This is a genomic window from Pelomonas caseinilytica, from assembly GCF_021353235.1.
Taxonomy (GTDB): Bacteria; Pseudomonadota; Gammaproteobacteria; order Burkholderiales; family Burkholderiaceae_C; genus Pelomonas; species Pelomonas caseinilytica.
Genome location: NZ_JAJTWT010000004.1, coordinates 374,298 through 392,246, shown reverse-complemented (window position 1 = coordinate 392,246; position 17,949 = coordinate 374,298). Strand labels below are relative to the sequence as shown.

The following is a 17,949-nucleotide window of genomic DNA, read 5'->3' as shown; positions in this document are numbered from 1 at the left end:
TCTAGAAACGCAGGGCGGCGCGCACGTGCACGCGTTCGGAAGGCAGGCCCCGGCCGGCGACGTCGCGGTGGCGGCGCGCCCAGTCCAGGGCCAGGCTCAGCCCCGGCTGCAGGCCCAGGCGCACGCCCACGCCGCTGCCCATCAACGTGCTGCGATGGGGCTGGCCGGGCTCGGGTTGGATCAGGGCCACGCGGGCCACGTCGCCGAAGCCGAAGAAGACGAGCTCGGTGAAGGGCGGCAGGCTGGCGCCCTCGAAGGCGGACAGCAGAGCCGGCGCGAGATTGCGGCTGCGCAGCTCGAAGGACGCCAGCACGCCGTAGTCGGCCGACACGGCGGCCTCGGGATAGCCGCGCACGGTCTCGGCGCCGCCGACGGCGAACTGCTCGGCGCTGACCAGGGGCTGGCTGGCGATCTGCCCGGCCACGCGCAGCGCCCATTCGCTCGGACCGACACGGCGGCTGCCGCGCCAGTCGAGCTTGAGCGTCGTGAAGCCGCCGTCCGCGCCGCGGCGCTTGCAGGCGAACTGGTCGGCCGTGCCGAAGCTGCCGTCGGCGAGCTGGCAGTCCTGGCGGTCCTGCTGCCACACCGGGCGCAGCCCGAAGGTGGCGTTGACGCTGAGCTGCTGCTGCCTGCCCTGCTCGCCCCACCAGTTGCCGTTGTAGGCCAGCTGCAGCGGCGCGTAGCGCAGCGGGGTGCTGATGGCGCCGGCGCTGGTCTGCACGTCTTCCTTCAGGTCCTTGACGTCGAAGCCCAGCTGAAGGCCGTGGGCGGCGTTGGCGTCCAGGCGGTTCATGCCATAGCGAAATCCCAGAGTCGTGCCCTTGCCGAGCACACGTGTGCCGCCCAGGGTGTCGACGTCGCTGCTGCTGTGCACGCCGGTGAAGCTCAGCGAGTCGCCGTCGCCCAGGGGCACGAGGTAGTTGAGGACGAGCACCTGCGACTGGCTGGGCCGCATCGGGGCCGTCAGCGCGGTCAGCGACAGCGAGTGCTCGCGCTGGAAGAGGTTGTCGTAGTGCAGGTTGACGGCGGTGCGCAGGGCTTCGGTGTCGGCGGGGGCGGCGTTGTTCACCTCCACGCTGCCGCCCAGGGGCAGCTTGTCGCTGACCTTGAGTTCGGCCTCGACCGTGCCGGGCTCGCGGCCCGGCCTGAGCACCGGCTGGACTCGGCGTTCGGGTGTCTGGCTCAGTGCGGCCACCTGCTGCTGCACGACGTTGAAGTTCGGCACCTGGCCCTCGGCCAGCTCCGTCGCCACGGCGCGGATGCGGCCTTGGTCGTAGTAGCGCGAGCCGGTCACGTAGAGCTTGTCGACGCGGCCCTCCAGCACCGCCAGCCGCACGAGGCCGCCTTCGATGCGCTGCTCCGGCACGTCGACGAAGACGGTCAGGTAGCCGGCGCCCTGGTAGGCCTTCTCCAGCGCGGCGCGCGCGCCCTCGATGGCGGCCATGTCGCGGCCCTCGCCCAGAAAGGGCATCACGGCGGCCTCGACCTGCAGTGCGCTCAGCCGCGTGTTGCCTTCGATCTCGAACTCGAGGATGTCGAAGCGGAGGTTGGATTGGGCGAGGGCCGTCAGGCCATGGGCACACAGCACCATCGCCATCGCGAGCAAGAAGAACCAGCGGGCCCGCGGGCGGGCGCGCGTCGAAGCGGCGTCCATGAAGTCAGTGTCCCGAGGGCGGGTGAATCGGTCGTGAAAAACGGTGGCCGCCCAGGGGGCGGCCCATGCATGCGGCGGCGAAGCGCGCTCAGCGGCGGCGGCGTGCACGCAGGCCCACCACGGCCAGGCCCAGGCCCATCAGGCCCCAGGTGGCCGGCTCGGGGACGGCGGTGACGTTGTGGCTGCCGCCGAGATCGAGCGTGTCGCCGGCCGGCGACGCGATCAGGCGCGTGCGGCCATAGGCGGCGGCGAAATCGGTGCGCAGGCGCAGCAGAGCGCCTGCGGCGGTGCTGGTCGGCGTCACTGCGGCCTCGAGCGTGTAGCTGAGGATGTAGTTGCCGCTGCCGTCGACGCCCAGGCCCCAGTAGGCGTCATGGCCGCCGCCGGCGATCGTGCCGTTGTCGAACTCGTCGACGGCGATGGGTTCGGTGCTGTTGTCGCTGGTCACCGTGGCGGTGTAGAACCAGGACGAGCGGTTGACGGGATTGAAGATGTTCGGCGCGTGGTCGCCAGCGCCCGACAGCGTGTGGTCGGCCCTGAAGATGCTGCCGGCATACGCGGTCTGGCCCTTGACGTTGAGGTAAGAGCTGTTGTTGCCGTAGTCCGTGGCACAAGCGCCCGAGCAGCTCCCGGCCTGGGCGCTGATGTCGCCGAAGCTCTGGGCGAGCGTGCCCGCGCCGTTGGCGAAGTCGCTGTTGGGCAAGCCGAGCAGGTAGGTGTATTGCGGGTTGAGTGTTCCCGTCGGCGTCGCGGCGTTGAGCGTCGTGAAGAACGAAGTCCCCCCCGCGAACGCGGGCGCATTGGGGTCGTTCGAGACCGCGATGACCGCCCAGATCTGGTTGGCGACGTCCGTCGACTTGGACAAGAAGGACTGGAAGTTCGCGTCGGTGTTGAGCGGGTCGAACAGCTTCTGGTAGCCGGCGTCCTGCTGGCCGTAGATGAACAGGTTGGTCGACGGATCGCCGCCAGCGTAGTTTTCCTTGTAGACGGCGATGCCCAGGTCCTTGGTGTAGGAGACCTCTTTGACCGGGTCCCAGATGATGAGCGCGAGTTCCGGCGTGTTGCCCGCAGCCACGCCTTCGGGCGTGGAATCGCCGACGCGCAGCGCGGCATGGGCCTGCGCTGCGCAGGCGAGAAAGGTCGTCGAGATCGCGAGTCGGACGATGAAGGGCGGACGGTGGAAGTTCATGGGCTTGGGCGATCGTGGACTGTCGGGATGAGCCATCGGACGCGGGCGGATTGCTTTGGCATGCCTGCCGGGTGGCGCGCATGCCGAAGAAATTGCATTGCCTTGACGGAAAGCAGCGCGAAGGGCCGAAGCCCTTCGCGCCCGGGGACTGCCGGTCGATTACTTCGTCATGCGCACGAACGAGCAGCTGTTGGCGCTGATGCGGTTCGTGTGCGAGGTGTAGCTCTTGGTCGTGGCGTCGAGGTCGGACCAGGCGCCGGACACGGTCGACGGCAGGGCGGCCAGGCCGTTCTGCAGGTCGGGGTCGAGGCCCTGCAGGATCGCGGCCTTGCCCATCTCGCTGCGCATCTTGGTCAGCAGGGCCAGGGCGTCGGCGGACGGGGCGTTGGCGGCGCCGGCCTTGGGCCATTGCATCGAGGCCTCGACGGCGAAGTCGTACTCGCCCGAGATCAGGGCGGCACGGCTCGGCGTGGCGCCGCTGAGCTTGACGTAGCGGTAGCCCTTCTCGCTGGGCACTCCGTTGACGACGGCCTGCGGGTTGTTCTCACGACCCAGCACGCCGAAGGCATAGCCGCCGCCGGTGCTGTCGGCCAGGCCCTCGACCGTGCCCAGGCACGTCTCGACGGCGCCGGTGCTGCTGTTCTGCAGCGTGGTCAGCGAGCCCGTCACGGCCAGCGTGGCGGTCGTCGTGCCGGCGGTCGGGACGAACTGGTTGGCCGTGCCGCCGCAGGGGTTGTTGGCGAAGTAGAGGTTGGACGCGGCCTGCGTGCCGGAGCCGGGCGTGCGGCGGCAGACGTTGATGCGCTTGTTGTTGATGTTGCTGTCGACCGAGGCCGGGATCAGCAGGTTCCAGCCCTTCTTGTTGGAGGAGCTGCCGAGCAGCTGGCCCGTCAGGGCGCCGGCGATGAAGCTCTTCGGGATGCTGGGCTGGGCGGCGGCCGACTCGTCGATGTCGGTCGCGCCCGCGGCCACCAGGCCCTGGGCCTTCTGAAGGGCCAGGTAGAGCTTCTTGTTCACGCCGACGGCGAAGATGTTCTGCACGAAGCCGGCGGCGTCGAGGCCGGAGACGTCGAGGCCGGTGCCGCCGTTGACGGTGGCCTGCAGCAGGGCGGGCTCGACGTCGGAGAAGCCGGCGGTGGCCAGGCCGGTCGTCGTGCCGGAGCAGATGAAGCCAGCCTTCTGGATGTCGGTCGCGGGCGAGACGCCGCCGGACGCGGCCGTGCAGCTGGCGTCGACCAGCATGTGGGCCTGGGTGGCGTCGCCGCCGTTCAGCAGCGGCGTCACGCCCTGGGCGGAGCCGCCGGCGTCACGCTTGGTGATCAGCACCGGCGTGCCGACGGGCCAGCCGCCGATGGCGACCTTGGTCTTGAAGGAGTAGGCGCGGTGGTTGGAGCCGGTGGCCGAGTCGAAGAAGACGTCGAAGGTGGCGGGCTGGGCCAGGTCGGACTGGATGTAGGCGCCGACCATCAGGCGCAGGGCCGAGGCGCCGGCCAGGCGGATTTCCTTGAGCGAGCCGTCGGCGCGAGCCGCGGCGATCTCGGTCGGGGTCAGGGCGTGGGCGGCACCGAAGGAGGCCAGGCAGGCCAGAGCGATCAGGGAGGAACGGAGCTTCATGATGGGTCTTTCGTGAGAGACGTTCGGACAGTGCTCCGCCAGGCCGGCCCCTGGAGCGGGGACGGCTGGCGGTCGAAGCGGGAGAGGCCGGGCCGCACGGCCCGGCGGGTCGGCAGGCCTCAGGCCTTGCGGCGGCGGACCATGAAGCCGATGGCGGCCAGGCCGGCAGCCAGCATGGCGTAGCTGCTGGGCTCGGGAACGGCGGCCGTGATCGTCACGTGGGTGCCGTCGAAGTTGGCGGTATAGGCGTTGCCGGCGCTGTTGGCCAGCACGTTGTATTGCGAGGGGGCGTCGCTCGTGTCGCTGGACGGCGTCAGATAGACCATCTGGGCCGCGGTGCCGACCGCGTTGCGCGCGTTGAAGAAGCCGTTGAACGAGGTCACGCCGTTGTCGAAGTAGGTCGGCGTGCCGAAGGCCGCGGCTTGGCGGTTGTTGGCAACCTTCGGGTTGGCGGCGTTGTCGGCCTGCAGGAACCAGGTGGCCAGGTTGTTCGTGCCGTCATTGGACTGGCTGTTCTGGATCGTGCCCAGGGGCTGGTTGACGTTGCGGGTCGTCCAGGCGTTGATTTCGCCGGGGTTGAAGCCCACGTCCAGCGGCTGGGCGGCGATGATGGCCCAGGTCGTGCCCGTGCCGCCGAAGGCCAGGAACTTGTTCCACTCGGTGCCGGCAACGGATTGACTGAAGCTGCCCGTGGAATTCATCAGGGCGGCGACGGCGTCGGTCGAGGTGCCGAGATCCTGAAAGTAGGAGCCGGCCGCGTTGGTGGCGATGAACACGTATTCGGCCTGACCGATCGTGCCGCCCGTCTGGACGGTGGCGAAAGCGGGAGCGGCGACGGCGGCCAGGGCGGCCAGGGCGATGGAATGGAACTTCATGGAAGGTTCTCCGTTGGTCAGTAGTGATGGGACGTCAGCCCGGGATGGGCGGCGGTCCGTCACGCCTGGCTGCCTCCCCTGGATCGCGTCGTGCAATCGGCGGTGGCCTTGGGCGCCTGGGTCGGGTGACCCGATCAAAGAGCGGTGATCGAAAGATCGTTCAGCGGGCATTCTTCTGGCATGCGGTGACATCCGCACCTGGGCAACGTGGGATTAGCAGTCCGAAAGGACTACGCGCAAACCCGTGAGCCGTTCGGCACGGGTCTCTGGCCGGTTTCGACGGCAGGGGCCGCAGCCATGTGCAATGGCGCGGGTGACGGGCAACGGGCAAGACCGTCGGCGGGTCAGGCCGCGGCCTGCGCGACGCGCTCGCGGAACAACTGCGCCCTCTCGGCGCCGGACGCGGCTTCGATGCGGGCCGAAGCATCCGACAGCCAATCCAGGAAACGAGACTCGCTGTTGACCTCGCGCGCGCCGGCGCGCAGGTCGGCATCACGGCCCGCCAGCATGCGGCACGCCAGGTCGAACGCGAACATCTTGGCCTTCATCAGGCGCCGCAGCTCGTCGCCTGCCGATGCCGTGGCGGCCTTCGGTGCCGCTGCAGGAGGCTCCGCAACGAGCGGCGCGGAGGCCGCTTCCGGCAGGCCGGTGACGTAGCCCTCGCGCTGGAGTTCCTCAAGCGCCTGCGGGCCCAGGTTCAGCGCGCGTGCGATGTCCTGCAGTTCCGCGGCGCCACGCTGCCCGTTGACGTTGATCAGGAGCATACGCATCTGCGCGCTGAGCGTGGAACGGGAGCCCGCCAGCAGCACGCGGGCGGCGCGGGTCTTGACGGGATGCGAGCTTGACGACATGGCGGGCTCCGGGGATGCGCGCGCATGGTGTCCAGCGCGGTTGAGGCGCTGATGACAATGCGTTGAAGCCGTGCAAGAGCGTGACGTGCTCCGCATATCGGCCTGCCAGCCGTCGTTGCGGCTGCGCGAGTTCCTTCAGGGCGACGACCGACTCGTCAGGCGAAAACCCGAGGCCAGCGTGGACATCTGTTCGGCTTGATCGTTCATGGAATGCGCCGCCGCCGCCGACTGCTCGACGAGCGCCGCGTTCTGCTGGGTCATCTGGTCGATCTTCATGATGGTCCCGCTGAGGTCGTGCATGCGTGCCGACTCCTGGGATGCATCGGTGGCGATGCCGCGGATCATCATGCTGACCTGGTCGATGCCCTGGGTGACGCGGGTCATCGCGGCATTGGCTTCGCCGATCTGCCTCGAGCCGTTCTCGACCTGCGTGGCCGACGCCTCGATCAGCACCTTGATTTCGCGCGCCGCGGTGGCGCTGCGTTGCGCCAGCGCGCGCACCTCTGACGCCACGACGGCGAAGCCGCGCCCCTGCTCACCGGCGCGGGCGGCCTCGACGGCCGCGTTCAGCGCCAGGATGTTCGTCTGGAACGCGATGCCATCGATGACGCCGATGATCTCGGCGATGCGGCGCGACCCGTCGCTGATGCTCGTCATCGTGGACAGGAATTGCCCCACCACCTGGCCGCCGGCGTCTGCCGAGCGCGATGCGGCCTGCGCCAGGCGGCTGGCTTCGTCCGCCGCCTTGGCCGTGGCCGCCACGGTTTCGCTCAAGGCCTCGACATTGCTGGCCGCCATTTCCATCTGCGCTGCCGATTGCTCGCTGCGCCGGCTCAGGTCCTGGTTGCCGGATGCGATCTCGTCGGCGGCCACGTGGATTTCGCCCGAGGCCTCCTGCAGTTTGCGCACCAGCCGGCGCAAGCGTTGCTGCATGGCCTCGATGGCGTGCAGCACGCGCCCCATCTCATCGCGCCGGTCGGTGTCGACCTGGGTGCTCAAGTCGCCGGACGCGATGCGCTCGGTGGCTTCGATCGCCTGCATGACGGGCCGCAGGATGCCGACGATGGTGCGCCACAGCAGCAGGCCCACGACGCCGAGTCCGGCCGTCACGGTGCCGAGCAGCACCAGGGCATCGCGCTGCAGCCCGCGCTCGCGCGCGTCCAGCCGCTCGTCTACGGCGCCGAGCACCTGGCTTCCCAACTGCGCCTGCAGGTTGGCTGCCTCGACGAAGGTGGCGCTCATCTTGTCCAACGGGTAGTTCACGTCGGCGGCGGACGCGTTCAGCGTGTCGTTGACCATCGCCTGCTGCTTCACCGCGGCGTCACGCGTGGCGAGTTGATCTGCCTTGCGGTCGGGCTCCAGTCGCGCCGCCAGCTCGAGGATCTGGATCAGGCGATGGCTGCTGGCGTTGTAGCGCCCGGCGGCGGCCGCCACATTGGCTACGTCGTCGACCGAGGCTGCTGCGGCGATCGAGCCCAGTTCCGACAGCGCGTCGCCGATCTGCGGCGCGACCTGCAAACCCGCCAGGATCGCGTAGTGCGTGCCGGCATCGGCATCGACGAGCAGCCCCGCCTCGGCGTTCAGCTGTTCGATCTCGTCGATGACGCGATCCGCCAGGGCGCGGTGCCGTTTCAGCAGCATCGGAAACTGCAGGGCCCCCTGCGCCGCCGTGCTGCTGAGCGCCTTGAAGTCGGCGCGGATGGTCTGCAGTCGGTCGCGCCGTTCTTGCGACGCATTGGCCAGCGCTGCTTCGACGTCCGCGAACGCACGGTCGGTGCCGTCGGCAGCTCGCTGGCGCGCGGTTTCTCCGTCAGATGCTGCACGAACGACGGTGGCCGCCAGCCGATGCGCGCTCAAGGCCGAAAGCAGCTTCTGCCAAGCCTTGTTGGCCGGCAGCGCGGCGCGCTCGACCGAGACGGCCTTTAGCCGCACGCTGGCCTGCTGGCCCAAGCGCCAGGTGGGCACCGCGCACAACAAGGCGCACAGCGCCGCAACGAGCACCAGCCGCTGGCGCAGGGTCACGCCGTCGAAGGCTTGAACAAGTCTTTCCATGATGGCCGGGCGCGACCCGCTCCTACTGCTGCGTCGTGACTGCAATGCCCCGAATCGCGGCGCATTCTGACCATGGATGTCCCTCAATTTGGTGACAGGGTTTTCGCTGGAATGGGATCAGTGGAATCCCGCGAAATTCATCCAGACGTCATGAGAAGTCACTAGGGCCCCTGGACCGTTGTGCGCATCGCCACCGAGTGAGTGGCGCTGACATGAATACGACATGTTCGTCCCTCAAGCTGACGAAATTGCTGCACTGCAATATGCACGCGGCGACCCGTTGTCTCCTCCACCGCCTCGGTGGATTTCGCCCGCAGTGATCGTGGATTGCTGCGGGCGTTTTCTCCAGACGGCCGGCGCTTGTTTCAGGAGCGGGGACCGCGTTCGAGCAACTGCAGCGACATGGCCTGCGCCACGGCCTGCGTGCGGTTGGCAGCGCCGAGCTTGCGCAGGATCTTCTGCACGTGGTTCTTCACCGTCAGCGCGCTGATGCCCAACTGCTCGGCGATCTGCTGGTTGCTCTTGCCCTCGCGCAGCCAGCGGAGGATCTCGCGCTCGCGCTGCGTCACGCCACCGGCCTTGGCGGCGGGCACCTGCGCCGGCGCGATGCCGCCGAAGTCGCGCTCCACCGCCTGGACCCGTTGCCAGGCGCCATGGACATGGGGGATGAGCAGCTCCAGCCGGCTCATGTGCGAGTCCGGCGGCGCGCAGTCCTGTACGGCGAAAACGAAGAAGCTCTCGATCTCCTGCGGGCGCTGGGGCCGCGAGACGCCGTGCACCAGCAAGGTGGCGAAGCGCGCCGCCAGCAGCGCGTCGCGGACGTTGCCGAGCGACGCGAAGGGCAGCTCGGCGGCCTGCACGGCGGCGGGCCTGCCGCGGGCGTCGAGCCAGCAGGCCTGCAGGTGGCGCATGAGGAGGCTGCGGCCGTCGGCCAGGGCGTCCATCAGCACCGGCTCGAGGCTGACGCTGTTGAAGACGTCGAACAGCAGCTCGCGCGCCGCACGGTCGTAGCAGCCACAGACGGCCAGCTGGTGGGGCACCAGCCGGCTGAGGTAGCTCTGGGTCCAGACGAAGAACTGGTAACGCCGCCGCACCGTCAGCGCGGATTCGGCCGCGCGGACGATGGCTTCGACCGGGTCGTGCAGGGATGGGTTGGCGGGCTCGGCTTCGTTGAGTGTCATGGAGGGCCCGGGAAGGAGGAAGGCGTTACAAATCTTCGTAACGCGCTCACGAAGCGGAAACTTTAGGAACGGCGCGTGACTGGGCTTTGAAGGCTTGCCGAAGGCATGAGCCGTTCGGCTCATGGCTGCGTCGCGGCCGGCGCGGCGGGGGCGGCCGGCGCCGCCATGAAGACCCAGTCGTGCGCCGTGGCGTGGCCGGCGCTGGCCAGCAGCGGCCGGGCCGAGCGGCTGCGCACGCCGACGATCCCGGTACCCACGGCCGGCGTGGTCGGGCTCGGGGAAGCGCCGCCCTCGCCGGCCGCCCGCCCCACGACCTGCGCCTGGCCCGTCACGACCTCCCAATCCGCCTGGCCGGTGAAGGGGTCGGGATAGAGCTGGCGCAGGTGGCGGCGCTCGCGCGGGAAGCGCCGGTCGGCCAGCAGGTCCTCCAGGCGTTGCGGCAAGGGCAGGTGCCCGGCGGGCGTGGCCTCGGCATAACGCCCCAGGGCCGTGGCAATGGCCTCGCCGCGGAAGCGCAGCTCGGCCTCGCGGTCGCGGCGCTGGCGGGTCAGCTCCTGCTCGCCCAGGGCCGCCAGCGCCACGCCGCCCAGGGCGAGGGCGAAGAGCAGCCACAGATAGGTGAAGCCGCGCTGGCCGCCGGGCCGCGACAGGCGCGCCGCTTCACCAGTCGGCATAGAGGCTTCCGTCGGGCGCACGGCCGGCCGCGCCGCTGCGCACGTCGCCGACCTGGCCGGGCAGATCGGCCGCGGGCGGTGGCGGCAGCAGGACCCAGCTCGCGGCAGAACCGGTCAGCGGGTCTTCCGGCACGGCGCGCAGGTAACGGTCCTGCACGAGCTGATCCAGCGAGTCGGGATAACGGCCCTTGTCAGCGGCGTACTTGTCCAGTGCGTCGCGCATGACGGCCAGCGAGGAGCGCATGCTGTTGGCCTTGGCGCGGTCGACGGCGGCGAAGTAGCGCGGCGCGGCGATGCCGGCGAGCAGGGCCACGATGGCCATCACGACGATGAGCTCGATGAGGGTGAATCCGCGCGAAGCCCGCATGGCCGTCACCAATCGCGGTATCTCGTGCCGTCCAGGGCGGTGCCCTCGGCGCGCGAGTACACGTCGAAGACGTCGCGGCCCGGGGCGGGGGCTTCCGGCGGGCTGTCGTAGCTGCGCAGGCCCCAGGTCGCCGCTGCGGGCAGGGCGGCGTCCGCCATGGGATCGCGGGGCAGGCGGCGCAGGAAGTACAGGCGCCGGCGGCGCTGCGGGTCGCGGGCGTCGGGCACGCCCTGCACGAGGCTGTCGAGGTCGGGCGGGTAACCGCTGTCGCCGGCCTTCAGCGCGATGCGGCCCTCGTGGGCGGCCTGCCAGTAGGCGTCCAGCCCGCCGCGCAGGCTGCGCAGCGCCTGGCGGAGTTCGCTTTCGCGCTGGCGCTTGTGCACCCAGACGGCCAGCGGCTGGGCGGCGGCGGCCAGGATGCCGACGATGGTGACCACCGCCAGCACCTCGACGAGGGTGAAGCCGCGCGCCCGGCCCGGAGCGCGGTGCGGCCGGGCGTCAGTTGGCGCGGATTTCGACATGGCCTTCGCCCTCCACGCGCACCGGCAGGGCCTCGCCCTTGGCATTGGCGGCCCTGGCGTTGACGAACTCCACCATGCCGGACTGCCCCGCCGCGCCCGGGCGGGCGCGCAGCAGCAAGACCTTCTGGCCCTGCGGCGGCAGCTCCACGTCGACGCTGCCGCTGCTGGCCTCGGCCCCGCCGGCGTCGGCGCGGGTGAACAGCGACACGTCGTAGGTCAGCGTGCCCTTGACGCTGGCGGCGCCGGTGTTGGTGAGGCCGACGCTCAGCGTCTCACCGACGGCCGCGTTCGCGCTGGTCTGCATCTCGACGACGGCTTCGCCCGGGCTGCGCGCCACGGCAGCCGGGCCTGAGCCGGCGTGCGGTGGCGAGCCCGCCAGCGGCGCCGCGACGCTGCCCGGCGAGCGCAGGCGCAGGCCCTGTGCGCCGGGGTTGGCGTCGAAGCCGGAGGGCAGGATGGTCTGGCTCGCCTCCGGCAGGCCGATGTTGCGCAGCACATGGGGCGTGATGAGCAGCACGATCTCGGTCTTTTTGCGGCTGTCGGTGTGCACGCCGAAGAGGCGGCCCAGCAGCGGCGCCTCGGAGGCATAGGGCAGGCCGCTGACGTTCTTGCGGTCCTCGTCGTTGATGAGGCCGGCGAGGACCTGGGTCTCGCCGTCGCGCAGGCGCAGCGAGGTCGAGGCCGTGCGCGAGCCGATGCGGTAGGCGCTGGTCGGCTGAGGGCCGCCGGAGCTCTCCTTCGGGCCCAGGCTGCTCACCTCGAGATTGACCTTCATGATGACCTCGTTGTCGAGCTGCACGGTGGGCTCGACCTCCAGCTTGAGGCCCACGTCGATGTAGGTCACGGCCGTGGACACGCCGACGTTGGCCGTCGAGGTGCTGGTGAAGACCGGCACGCGGTCGCCGATCTGGATCTTCGCCTTTTCCTTGTTGCGGGCGCGCAGCTTGGGGCTCGCGAGCAGGTTGCTCGAACCCGAGGCGCCCTTGAGCCGTGCGGCGACGACGGGGTTGGCCACCAGGGTGCGGAAGCTGCCGCGGGCGCTCCAGGGCACCATGGCCGCGCCGTCGAGGCTGCCGAAGCTGGCATCGGTCGCCCAGTTGAGGCCGGCCTCGTCGGTGCGGTCGGTGCCGAGCTCGAGCACCTCCACGTCGAGCATGACCTCGGGCTCGGGCAGGTCCAGGCCGGCCACGAGCTGCTCGATCATGGCGATGACCTCGGGCGTGTCGCGCGCGACGAGCAGGTTGAGCCGCTCGTCGATGAAGAGGTCGCGCGTCTTGGCCATCATGCGCACCAGGGCCTGGGCCTGCTTCACGTCGGCGTTGTTGAGGTAGAAGCTGCGCGTCACCAGCTCCTGGTGCTCGCGCAGCTTCTGCGCCGTGTTGGGGTAGATGAGCACCGAGTTCTCGTTGAGCAGCTTGCGCTCCAGCTGCTGGGTGCCGAGCACCACGCGCATGGCTTCGTCGACGCTCACGTCCTTGAGGTAGAGGCTGACGCGGGCGTCCGCCTTCACGTCCTTGTCGAAGACGAAGTTGATGCCGGCCCCGCGGCCAAGGGCCTCGAAGACGGTGCGCAGCGGTGCGTCGCGGAACTCCAGGCTGACGGGCTTCTGGTAGGCCGCCGCCAGCGTGGACGGCAGGGGTGGCGGCGCATAGCGCTGGCGCAGCTTGCGCTGCAGCGCCAGGGCCTGGGGCTGCCCGGGGTCTTCGGCGAGCACGGCGGTGATCGCTTCGCGTGCGGCGTCGAGCTGGCCGGCCTGGAGCTGCTGCGAGGCCGAGGCCAGCCGGGCCTCGTGGCTGCGGGCGCGGCGCAGTGCGGACTGCAGCGCGCGGGTGCGCGGCGCCTGGGGGTCGAGGGCCTGCATGCGCTGCAGCAGCTCGTCGGCGACGTCGAGCTGGCCGCCGGCGCGGGCGTTCTCGGCCTGCGTGGCTAGGGCCAGCAGGCCGAGGTCGCGCTGGCGCTGGGCCGCCACGCGCAGCTCGGCGTCCTGCGGCGCCGCGCGGCTGGCCTCGCTCAGCAGCCGCCAGGCGCTTTCGTGCTCGCCGCGGCGGGCCAGGGCGTCGGCCTCGCGCAGGGCAGGGTTGGCGGCGCAGGCAGCCAGCAGCAGGGCGGGCAGGGCGGCAAGGGCGAAGGCGGCGATGCGGGTCATGCGGAAGGGCTGCTGGCGAAAGGGACGAACTGGGCCTGTCCCAGGGGCAGGTAGGTCAGGCGCAGGCCGCCGGCGTCGACGGCGTCGACCCGCCACTGGCCCTCCACGACCTCGCCCACGCCGACGACGGCGGTGCGCAGGGCGTTGGTCAGGATGGCGCGCGTCGTGCCGTCGCTCATGCGCCCGACGAACTGGTAAGGAAAGGGCGGCGGGGCGGGTGGTGCGGGGGGCTCGTCGGCGGCCTCGGCCGGCGCGGCGGGCGGGAGGGCGGGCCCTGCGGCCACAGGCGCAACCTCCCCCCAGGCGGCGCGGGCCTGGGGGGCAGGCGCGGGCCAGTCGCCGCGGCTGCGGGGCGTCGCGGTCGCCAGGGTGCCGGTGGATGCGGTCCGGGCCGGGCGCTGCGAGGCCTCGGGGGCGGTGGCGCCATCGTCGTCCTCGACGGCGAACCAGGCCGTCGCCGCCAGGCTCAGGCCGAGGGCGCCGAAGAGCACCAGGCGGCGCGGCGGCAGCCGGCTCACCGCGCCCCCTGCATGAGCAGCACCCAGGCCAGCTCGGCCCTGACCTCGCCGGGGCGCGCCGCGTCGCGGCGCAGGTGCACGCCGTCCAGGGCGAGGGCGGGGTCGCGCCTGAGGGCCTCGGCGACGAAGTCGCGCACGGCGCCGTAGCGGCCGTCGACCTGCATGGCGACGCGGTATTGCGCCACGCCCAGCTCGCGGTCGGCTTCGTAGCGGAACTCGCTGCGCGGCCAGGGCAGGCCGAGCTCGGTGGCCAGGCCCAGCAGCGCGGCCGTGCGCGCGGCGCGCTGGCTGTCCGGCGGCAGGGCGGCGCGCAGGCTTTCGGCATCGCGGGCCTTGGCATCGGCAGGCAGCCGGCGGGCGGCGAGGGCAGCGCGCTGGCGCGCGAGGTCGTGGCGCTGCGCCTGCAGGCCGGCCTGCCCGTGGGACAGCCAGGTTGCGCCCAGCGCCGCCGCCAGGGTCAGCAGAGCCGCCAGCGCCGCTGGCCAGCCGAGCCGCCGCCAGCGCTTCAGCCAGAGCTTCATCGGGCACCTCCGGGGCGCCGCATCACTTCGAAACGCAGGCCGTCGCCGTCGACCGGCGTGTCGGCCTTCTGCAGCCGGGTCAGCACGACCACGTCGCCAGGGGCGGCCTGCAGGCTCAGGCGGTCGACGAGGCGGGTCACCGCGTCGGGGTCACCGGCCCGCCCCTCCAGCCGCAGGGCCCGCCGGTCGAGGTCGAGGGCCGCGAGCTGCAGCCCGGCAGGCAGGGCGCGCTCGACGTCCGTCCACAGGGCCGCCCAGTCGGTGTCGAGCTGGCGGGCGGCGGCAGCCGCGCGAACGCCTGCCGCGGCGGCCGAGGCCTGGGCGGCGAGGGTGGCTGTGGCCGCGGCCGGGCGGCCGGCGCGCTGCAGGCGGTCGATCACGGCGGACTGCTCGGACAGGCGGGCGGCCTCCTGCCGCAGTTCACGGGCCTGGACGGCCACCAGCGCGCAGGCGGCGGCGGCCGAGGCCGCCCAGGCCCAGACCAGGGCGCGCGTGCGCACGGCCCGAGGCCTGGCGATGAAATCGGGCCACGGCGGTCCGCCGGGGCCCGAGAGCAGGGCGGCGGCGTGGAAGACGCTGGCGCCGTCGAGTTCGGCCAGCAGCGCCTCGTCGAGGGGACGCTGCTCCAGCGTCACGAGGCAGCCATCGCGGCGGACGAGGCGGGTCAGCATGCCGTCGTCGAGCACGGCCGCCTGGCCGTCGTCACTCGGCGCCAGCGTCCAGCTCGGGCGCAGCGAGAGCAGGCGCACGCGATGGGTCCGGGCGGTGGCCTGCAGCGTCGCGGGGTCTCCCTCGGCGAGGGCGCAGACCCCGCCCGGCCACGAGGCCAAGGGCCAGGCCTGGGCGGCGGGCCCGAGGTAGTGGGCGAACTGCAGCCGCGCATAGCCGAGCTGCGCGTCCTCGTCGGCCAGGGGCAGGTCGGCGGGCAGGAGCAGGCTGTGCATGCGCCCGGGTCCGGCGAACAGCTCCACGCGCGCGCCGGCATGGGCGGCGCACCAGGCGCCGAAGTCGGCCCAGGTCCGGCCGCGCGCGTCGAGCAGGCCGGTGGCGCCCAACAGCAGCCGCTCAACCGGCGAGCGTGACACGTTCGAGTTCCTCGGGCGTGGACTCGCCGGCCAGCACCAGCGCCACCGCCGCTTCGCGCAGCGAACGCATGCCGCGTGAGCGGGCCGCCTCCTTGATGCGGCCCAGGGGCGCGCGGCCGGCGATGAGGTCGCGCAGTTCGTCGTCCAGCCACAGCAGCTCGCTGACCGCCCGCCGGCCCTTGTAGCCGGTGCCGCGGCAGTGGCTGCAGCCGCGGCCTTGCTGCAGCGCGGCCGTTTCCGGCAGGCCGAGGGCCTGCCGCTGCTCGGCGGTGACGGCCAGCGGTGCGGCGCAGTGACGGCAGTTGATGCGCATCAGCCGCTGGGCGAGCACGCCGTTCAGGGCCGAGACGACGTTGTAGAGGTCCAGCCCCATGTGCATGAAGCGCCCGACCACGTCGAACGCATTGTTTGCATGCACGGTGCTGAAGACGAGGTGGCCGGTCAGCGCGGCCTGCACGGCGATCTGCGCCGTCTCGGCATCGCGGATCTCGCCGACCATGACGCGGTCGGGGTCGTGGCGCAGCACCGAGCGCAGGCCGCGCGCGAAGCTCAGGCCCTTCTTCTCGTTGACCGGGATCTGGACCACACCCTGGAGCTGGTACTCGACCGGGTCCTCGATGGTGATGATCTTGTCGCGGCCGGTGTTGACCTCGCTGATGGCGGCGTAGAGGGTCGTCGTCTTGCCCGAACCCGTCGGTCCGGTGACCAGCAGCATGCCGTGGGGCTGGCGGGCCAGGGTGCGGATCTGGGCGCGTGCCTCGGGTTCGAAGCCGAGTGCGTCCAGCGTGAGCGCGCCCTCGGCCTGGACCTGCGCGCGGTCGAGTACGCGCACGACGGCGTCCTCGCCGAAGACGCTGGGCATGATGGACAGGCGGAAGTCCACCTCGCGGCCTTGCAGGCGCAGCTTGAAGCGGCCGTCCTGCGGCAGGCGGCGCTCGCCGATGTCGAGTTCGGCCATGACCTTGAGCCGCGACACCAGCTGCTCGGCCGCCTGCACGCCCTCGATCTGCTTGACGTCGAGCATCACGCCGTCGACGCGGCTGCGTATGCGCATGCCGCGCGGCTGGCACTCGAAGTGCAGATCGCTGGCACCGTCCTGCAGCGCGTCGTGCAGGGTGGCGTCGAGCAGGCGCACGACGGGGCTGGCCTGCTCGGCCAGGTGCAGCGCAGAGAGCTCCTGCGCGGCCTCGCGCGCAGCGTCGCCGCCAAAGGCACCGTCCACCTCGCCCAGCGCGCGAAAGCCGGCCTGGCCGGCTTCCAGCAGGGCCTGCACCTCGGCCGGCTCGCAGGGCCACCAGAGGATGGGCTTCCTGAGCTGGGACTCGATGCGCAGCCTCAGCAGCGGCTCCAGCGGCCGGTCGGCCAGCAGCGCCAGGCGGCCCTGGCTGGATTGGGCCATCACCGCGCGCCAGCGCTGGGCCTCGGCATGGGGCCAGGGCGCGAAGGTCAGCGACCAGGGCGCGTCCGAGGCCGGCAGGCGCGCCAGCACGTCGGCATCGGCTTGCACGACGGCGCTCATTGCACCTGGTCCACGAGCTGGAAGATCGGCAGGTACATCAGCACCACCACCGTGCCGATGACCAGGCCCATCACCAGCATCAAGACTGGATTGACCAGGCGCGTCACCAGCTCCGACAGGCGCGACAGCTCCTCGTCGTAGAAGCCCGCCGCTTGAGCCAGCATGGCGCCCAGCTCGCCGCTGTGTTCGCCCACGCGCAGCATGCGCAGCGACACCGGCGTGGCCAGGCCTTCGCGCTGCAAGGCCACGGAGAGCCGTTCGCCCAGGGTCACGGCGGCGATGGCGCGCTCCAGGCCCTGGCGCAGGTGGGCGGCGGCCACGCCGCGCGCGTTGGTGAGGGCGGGCACGACGGGCACGCCCGCCAGCAGCAGCATCGCCAGGCAGCGGTAGAGCTGGGCCAGGGCCAGCAGGTGCAGCCGGGGACCCAGGAGGGGCAGCCGCCACAGCCGCGACTGCAGGGCCTCGCGCAGGCCGTGCCGCCAGGCCAGCACCGGCGCTGCCGCCAGTGCGGCGGCCAGCGCCAGCAGCAGGCCGGGATGGGCGCCGCTGAAGGCGCCCACCGCGACCAGGGCCCGCGAGGCCAGCGGCAGCTCCCCGCCCACGCCGTCGAGCAGGCCCGCGAAGCGCGGCACCACGAAGACGAGCAGGAAGATCACCACCGCCGAGCCGGCCGTCACCAACAGCGCCGGGTAGACCGCCGCGGCGACGAGCTTGCCGCGCAGCTGCTCCAGCCAGGCGAGGTAGGCCGCCTGTTCGAAGAGGGCCTGTTCGAGCTGGCCGCTGCGCTCGCTGGCTTCGACGACGGCGACGAAGAGGGCGTCGAAGGCCTGCGGTTGGGTGGCCAGGGCCGCCGAGAAGGCTTCGCCCAGACGGATGCGTTCGACGATGCCCCCCAGCGCGGCGGCCACCGCGGGCGGATTGTCCTGGGACTGCAGGGTTTGCAGCGACTCCAGCAGCGGGATGCCGGCGCGCAGCAGCACGGCCAGCTGCTGGGCGAACTGCCGGCGCGGGAAGCGGCCCGTGGCGGCCCTGCGCGCGGGTGCCGCGACCGGCTCGATCGCCAGCAGCGATGCGGCCGGCAGCCCCAGGGCCTTGGCGATGCCGCCGACGTCCGCCGCCTGCACGCACGCTTCGGCGGGCTGGCGCGCGGCGTCGAGGTAACGGACGCGGAATTCGGGCATC

16 protein-coding genes are annotated in these 17,949 nt (G+C 71.7%); all 16 read right to left on the bottom strand.

Going from position 1 to position 17,949, the window contains the following annotated elements:
* Position 1 precedes the first annotated feature (1 nt).
* Complete coding sequence (locus tag LXT12_RS12445) at positions 2-1,654, bottom strand: ShlB/FhaC/HecB family hemolysin secretion/activation protein (RefSeq protein WP_233392482.1); 1,653 nt, start codon at positions 1,652-1,654, stop codon at positions 2-4.
* 88 nt (positions 1,655-1,742) lie between these two features.
* Entirely contained in the window at positions 1,743-2,843 is a 1,101-nt protein-coding gene (locus LXT12_RS12440) for a PEP-CTERM sorting domain-containing protein (RefSeq protein ID WP_233392481.1), read from the bottom strand.
* 159 nt (positions 2,844-3,002) lie between these two features.
* Positions 3,003-4,457, bottom strand: coding sequence for a hypothetical protein (locus LXT12_RS12435; RefSeq protein ID WP_233392479.1), 1,455 nt, complete (start codon positions 4,455-4,457; stop codon positions 3,003-3,005).
* Between the two features lie 119 nt (positions 4,458-4,576).
* Positions 4,577-5,332, bottom strand: a complete 756-nt coding sequence (locus LXT12_RS12430) for a PEP-CTERM sorting domain-containing protein (protein ID WP_233392477.1) — start codon at positions 5,330-5,332, stop codon at positions 4,577-4,579.
* A 344-nt stretch (positions 5,333-5,676) separates the two neighbouring features.
* Complete coding sequence (locus LXT12_RS12425) at positions 5,677-6,183, bottom strand: hypothetical protein (protein ID WP_233392475.1); 507 nt, start codon at positions 6,181-6,183, stop codon at positions 5,677-5,679.
* Between the two features lie 135 nt (positions 6,184-6,318).
* Positions 6,319-8,205, bottom strand: a complete 1,887-nt coding sequence (locus LXT12_RS26920) for a methyl-accepting chemotaxis protein (RefSeq protein ID WP_349255019.1) — start codon at positions 8,203-8,205, stop codon at positions 6,319-6,321.
* A gap of 395 nt (positions 8,206-8,600) precedes the next feature.
* Entirely contained in the window at positions 8,601-9,416 is an 816-nt protein-coding gene (locus LXT12_RS12415) for a helix-turn-helix transcriptional regulator (RefSeq protein ID WP_233392473.1), read from the bottom strand.
* A 119-nt stretch (positions 9,417-9,535) separates the two neighbouring features.
* A complete protein-coding gene (locus LXT12_RS12410; protein ID WP_233392472.1) occupies positions 9,536-10,090 on the bottom strand; it encodes a type II secretion system protein in 555 nt (184 codons plus the stop codon).
* Positions 10,077-10,457, bottom strand: a complete 381-nt coding sequence (locus LXT12_RS12405) for a type II secretion system protein (protein WP_233392470.1) — start codon at positions 10,455-10,457, stop codon at positions 10,077-10,079. Before LXT12_RS12405 ends, LXT12_RS12410 begins: the two co-directional genes overlap by 14 nt.
* A 5-nt stretch (positions 10,458-10,462) precedes the next feature.
* Entirely contained in the window at positions 10,463-10,978 is a 516-nt protein-coding gene (locus tag LXT12_RS12400) for a type II secretion system protein (RefSeq protein ID WP_233392467.1), read from the bottom strand.
* Complete coding sequence (locus LXT12_RS12395; protein ID WP_233392465.1) at positions 10,956-13,124, bottom strand: secretin N-terminal domain-containing protein; 2,169 nt, start codon at positions 13,122-13,124, stop codon at positions 10,956-10,958. Before LXT12_RS12395 ends, LXT12_RS12400 begins: the two co-directional genes overlap by 23 nt.
* Positions 13,121-13,642 carry a hypothetical protein gene (locus LXT12_RS12390; RefSeq protein ID WP_233392463.1) on the bottom strand — a complete coding sequence of 174 codons (522 nt, stop codon included), beginning with the start codon at positions 13,640-13,642 and terminating at the stop codon, positions 13,121-13,123. The genes LXT12_RS12395 and LXT12_RS12390 overlap by 4 nt, the downstream gene beginning before the upstream one ends.
* Entirely contained in the window at positions 13,639-14,163 is a 525-nt protein-coding gene (locus LXT12_RS12385; RefSeq protein ID WP_233392461.1) for a hypothetical protein, read from the bottom strand. Before LXT12_RS12385 ends, LXT12_RS12390 begins: the two co-directional genes overlap by 4 nt.
* The gene (locus LXT12_RS12380) at positions 14,160-15,248 is read right to left on the bottom strand and encodes a PilN domain-containing protein (RefSeq protein ID WP_233392459.1); all 1,089 of its coding nucleotides are present in this window, start codon (positions 15,246-15,248) and stop codon (positions 14,160-14,162) included. Before LXT12_RS12380 ends, LXT12_RS12385 begins: the two co-directional genes overlap by 4 nt.
* On the bottom strand, positions 15,229-16,767 hold the full coding sequence (locus tag LXT12_RS12375) for a GspE/PulE family protein (protein ID WP_233392457.1): 1,539 nt from the start codon (positions 16,765-16,767) through the stop codon (positions 15,229-15,231). Before LXT12_RS12375 ends, LXT12_RS12380 begins: the two co-directional genes overlap by 20 nt.
* On the bottom strand, positions 16,764-17,948 hold the full coding sequence (locus LXT12_RS12370) for a type II secretion system F family protein (protein ID WP_233392455.1): 1,185 nt from the start codon (positions 17,946-17,948) through the stop codon (positions 16,764-16,766). Before LXT12_RS12370 ends, LXT12_RS12375 begins: the two co-directional genes overlap by 4 nt.
* Position 17,949: the final 1 nt, after the last annotated feature.

Excerpts from the sequence above, each read along its gene's own strand:
- LXT12_RS12430 (WP_233392477.1), bottom strand. The coding sequence starts at position 5,332 with ATGAAGTTCCATTCCATCGCCCTGGCCGCCCTGGCCGCCGTCGCCGCT.
- LXT12_RS12400 (WP_233392467.1), bottom strand. The coding sequence starts at position 10,978 with ATGTCGAAATCCGCGCCAACTGACGCCCGGCCGCACCGCGCTCCGGGC.
- LXT12_RS12410 (WP_233392472.1), bottom strand. The coding sequence starts at position 10,090 with ATGCCGACTGGTGAAGCGGCGCGCCTGTCGCGGCCCGGCGGCCAGCGC.
- LXT12_RS12395 (WP_233392465.1), bottom strand. The coding sequence starts at position 13,124 with ATGACCCGCATCGCCGCCTTCGCCCTTGCCGCCCTGCCCGCCCTGCTG.
- LXT12_RS12425 (WP_233392475.1), bottom strand. The coding sequence starts at position 6,183 with ATGTCGTCAAGCTCGCATCCCGTCAAGACCCGCGCCGCCCGCGTGCTG.
- LXT12_RS12445 (WP_233392482.1), bottom strand. The coding sequence starts at position 1,654 with ATGGACGCCGCTTCGACGCGCGCCCGCCCGCGGGCCCGCTGGTTCTTC.
- LXT12_RS12405 (WP_233392470.1), bottom strand. The coding sequence starts at position 10,457 with ATGCGGGCTTCGCGCGGATTCACCCTCATCGAGCTCATCGTCGTGATG.
- LXT12_RS12375 (WP_233392457.1), bottom strand. The coding sequence starts at position 16,767 with ATGAGCGCCGTCGTGCAAGCCGATGCCGACGTGCTGGCGCGCCTGCCG.
- LXT12_RS12440 (WP_233392481.1), bottom strand. The coding sequence starts at position 2,843 with ATGAACTTCCACCGTCCGCCCTTCATCGTCCGACTCGCGATCTCGACG.
- LXT12_RS12385 (WP_233392461.1), bottom strand. The coding sequence starts at position 14,163 with ATGAAGCTCTGGCTGAAGCGCTGGCGGCGGCTCGGCTGGCCAGCGGCG.
- LXT12_RS12370 (WP_233392455.1), bottom strand. The coding sequence starts at position 17,948 with ATGCCCGAATTCCGCGTCCGTTACCTCGACGCCGCGCGCCAGCCCGCC.
- LXT12_RS12435 (WP_233392479.1), bottom strand. The coding sequence starts at position 4,457 with ATGAAGCTCCGTTCCTCCCTGATCGCTCTGGCCTGCCTGGCCTCCTTC.
- LXT12_RS12415 (WP_233392473.1), bottom strand. The coding sequence starts at position 9,416 with ATGACACTCAACGAAGCCGAGCCCGCCAACCCATCCCTGCACGACCCG.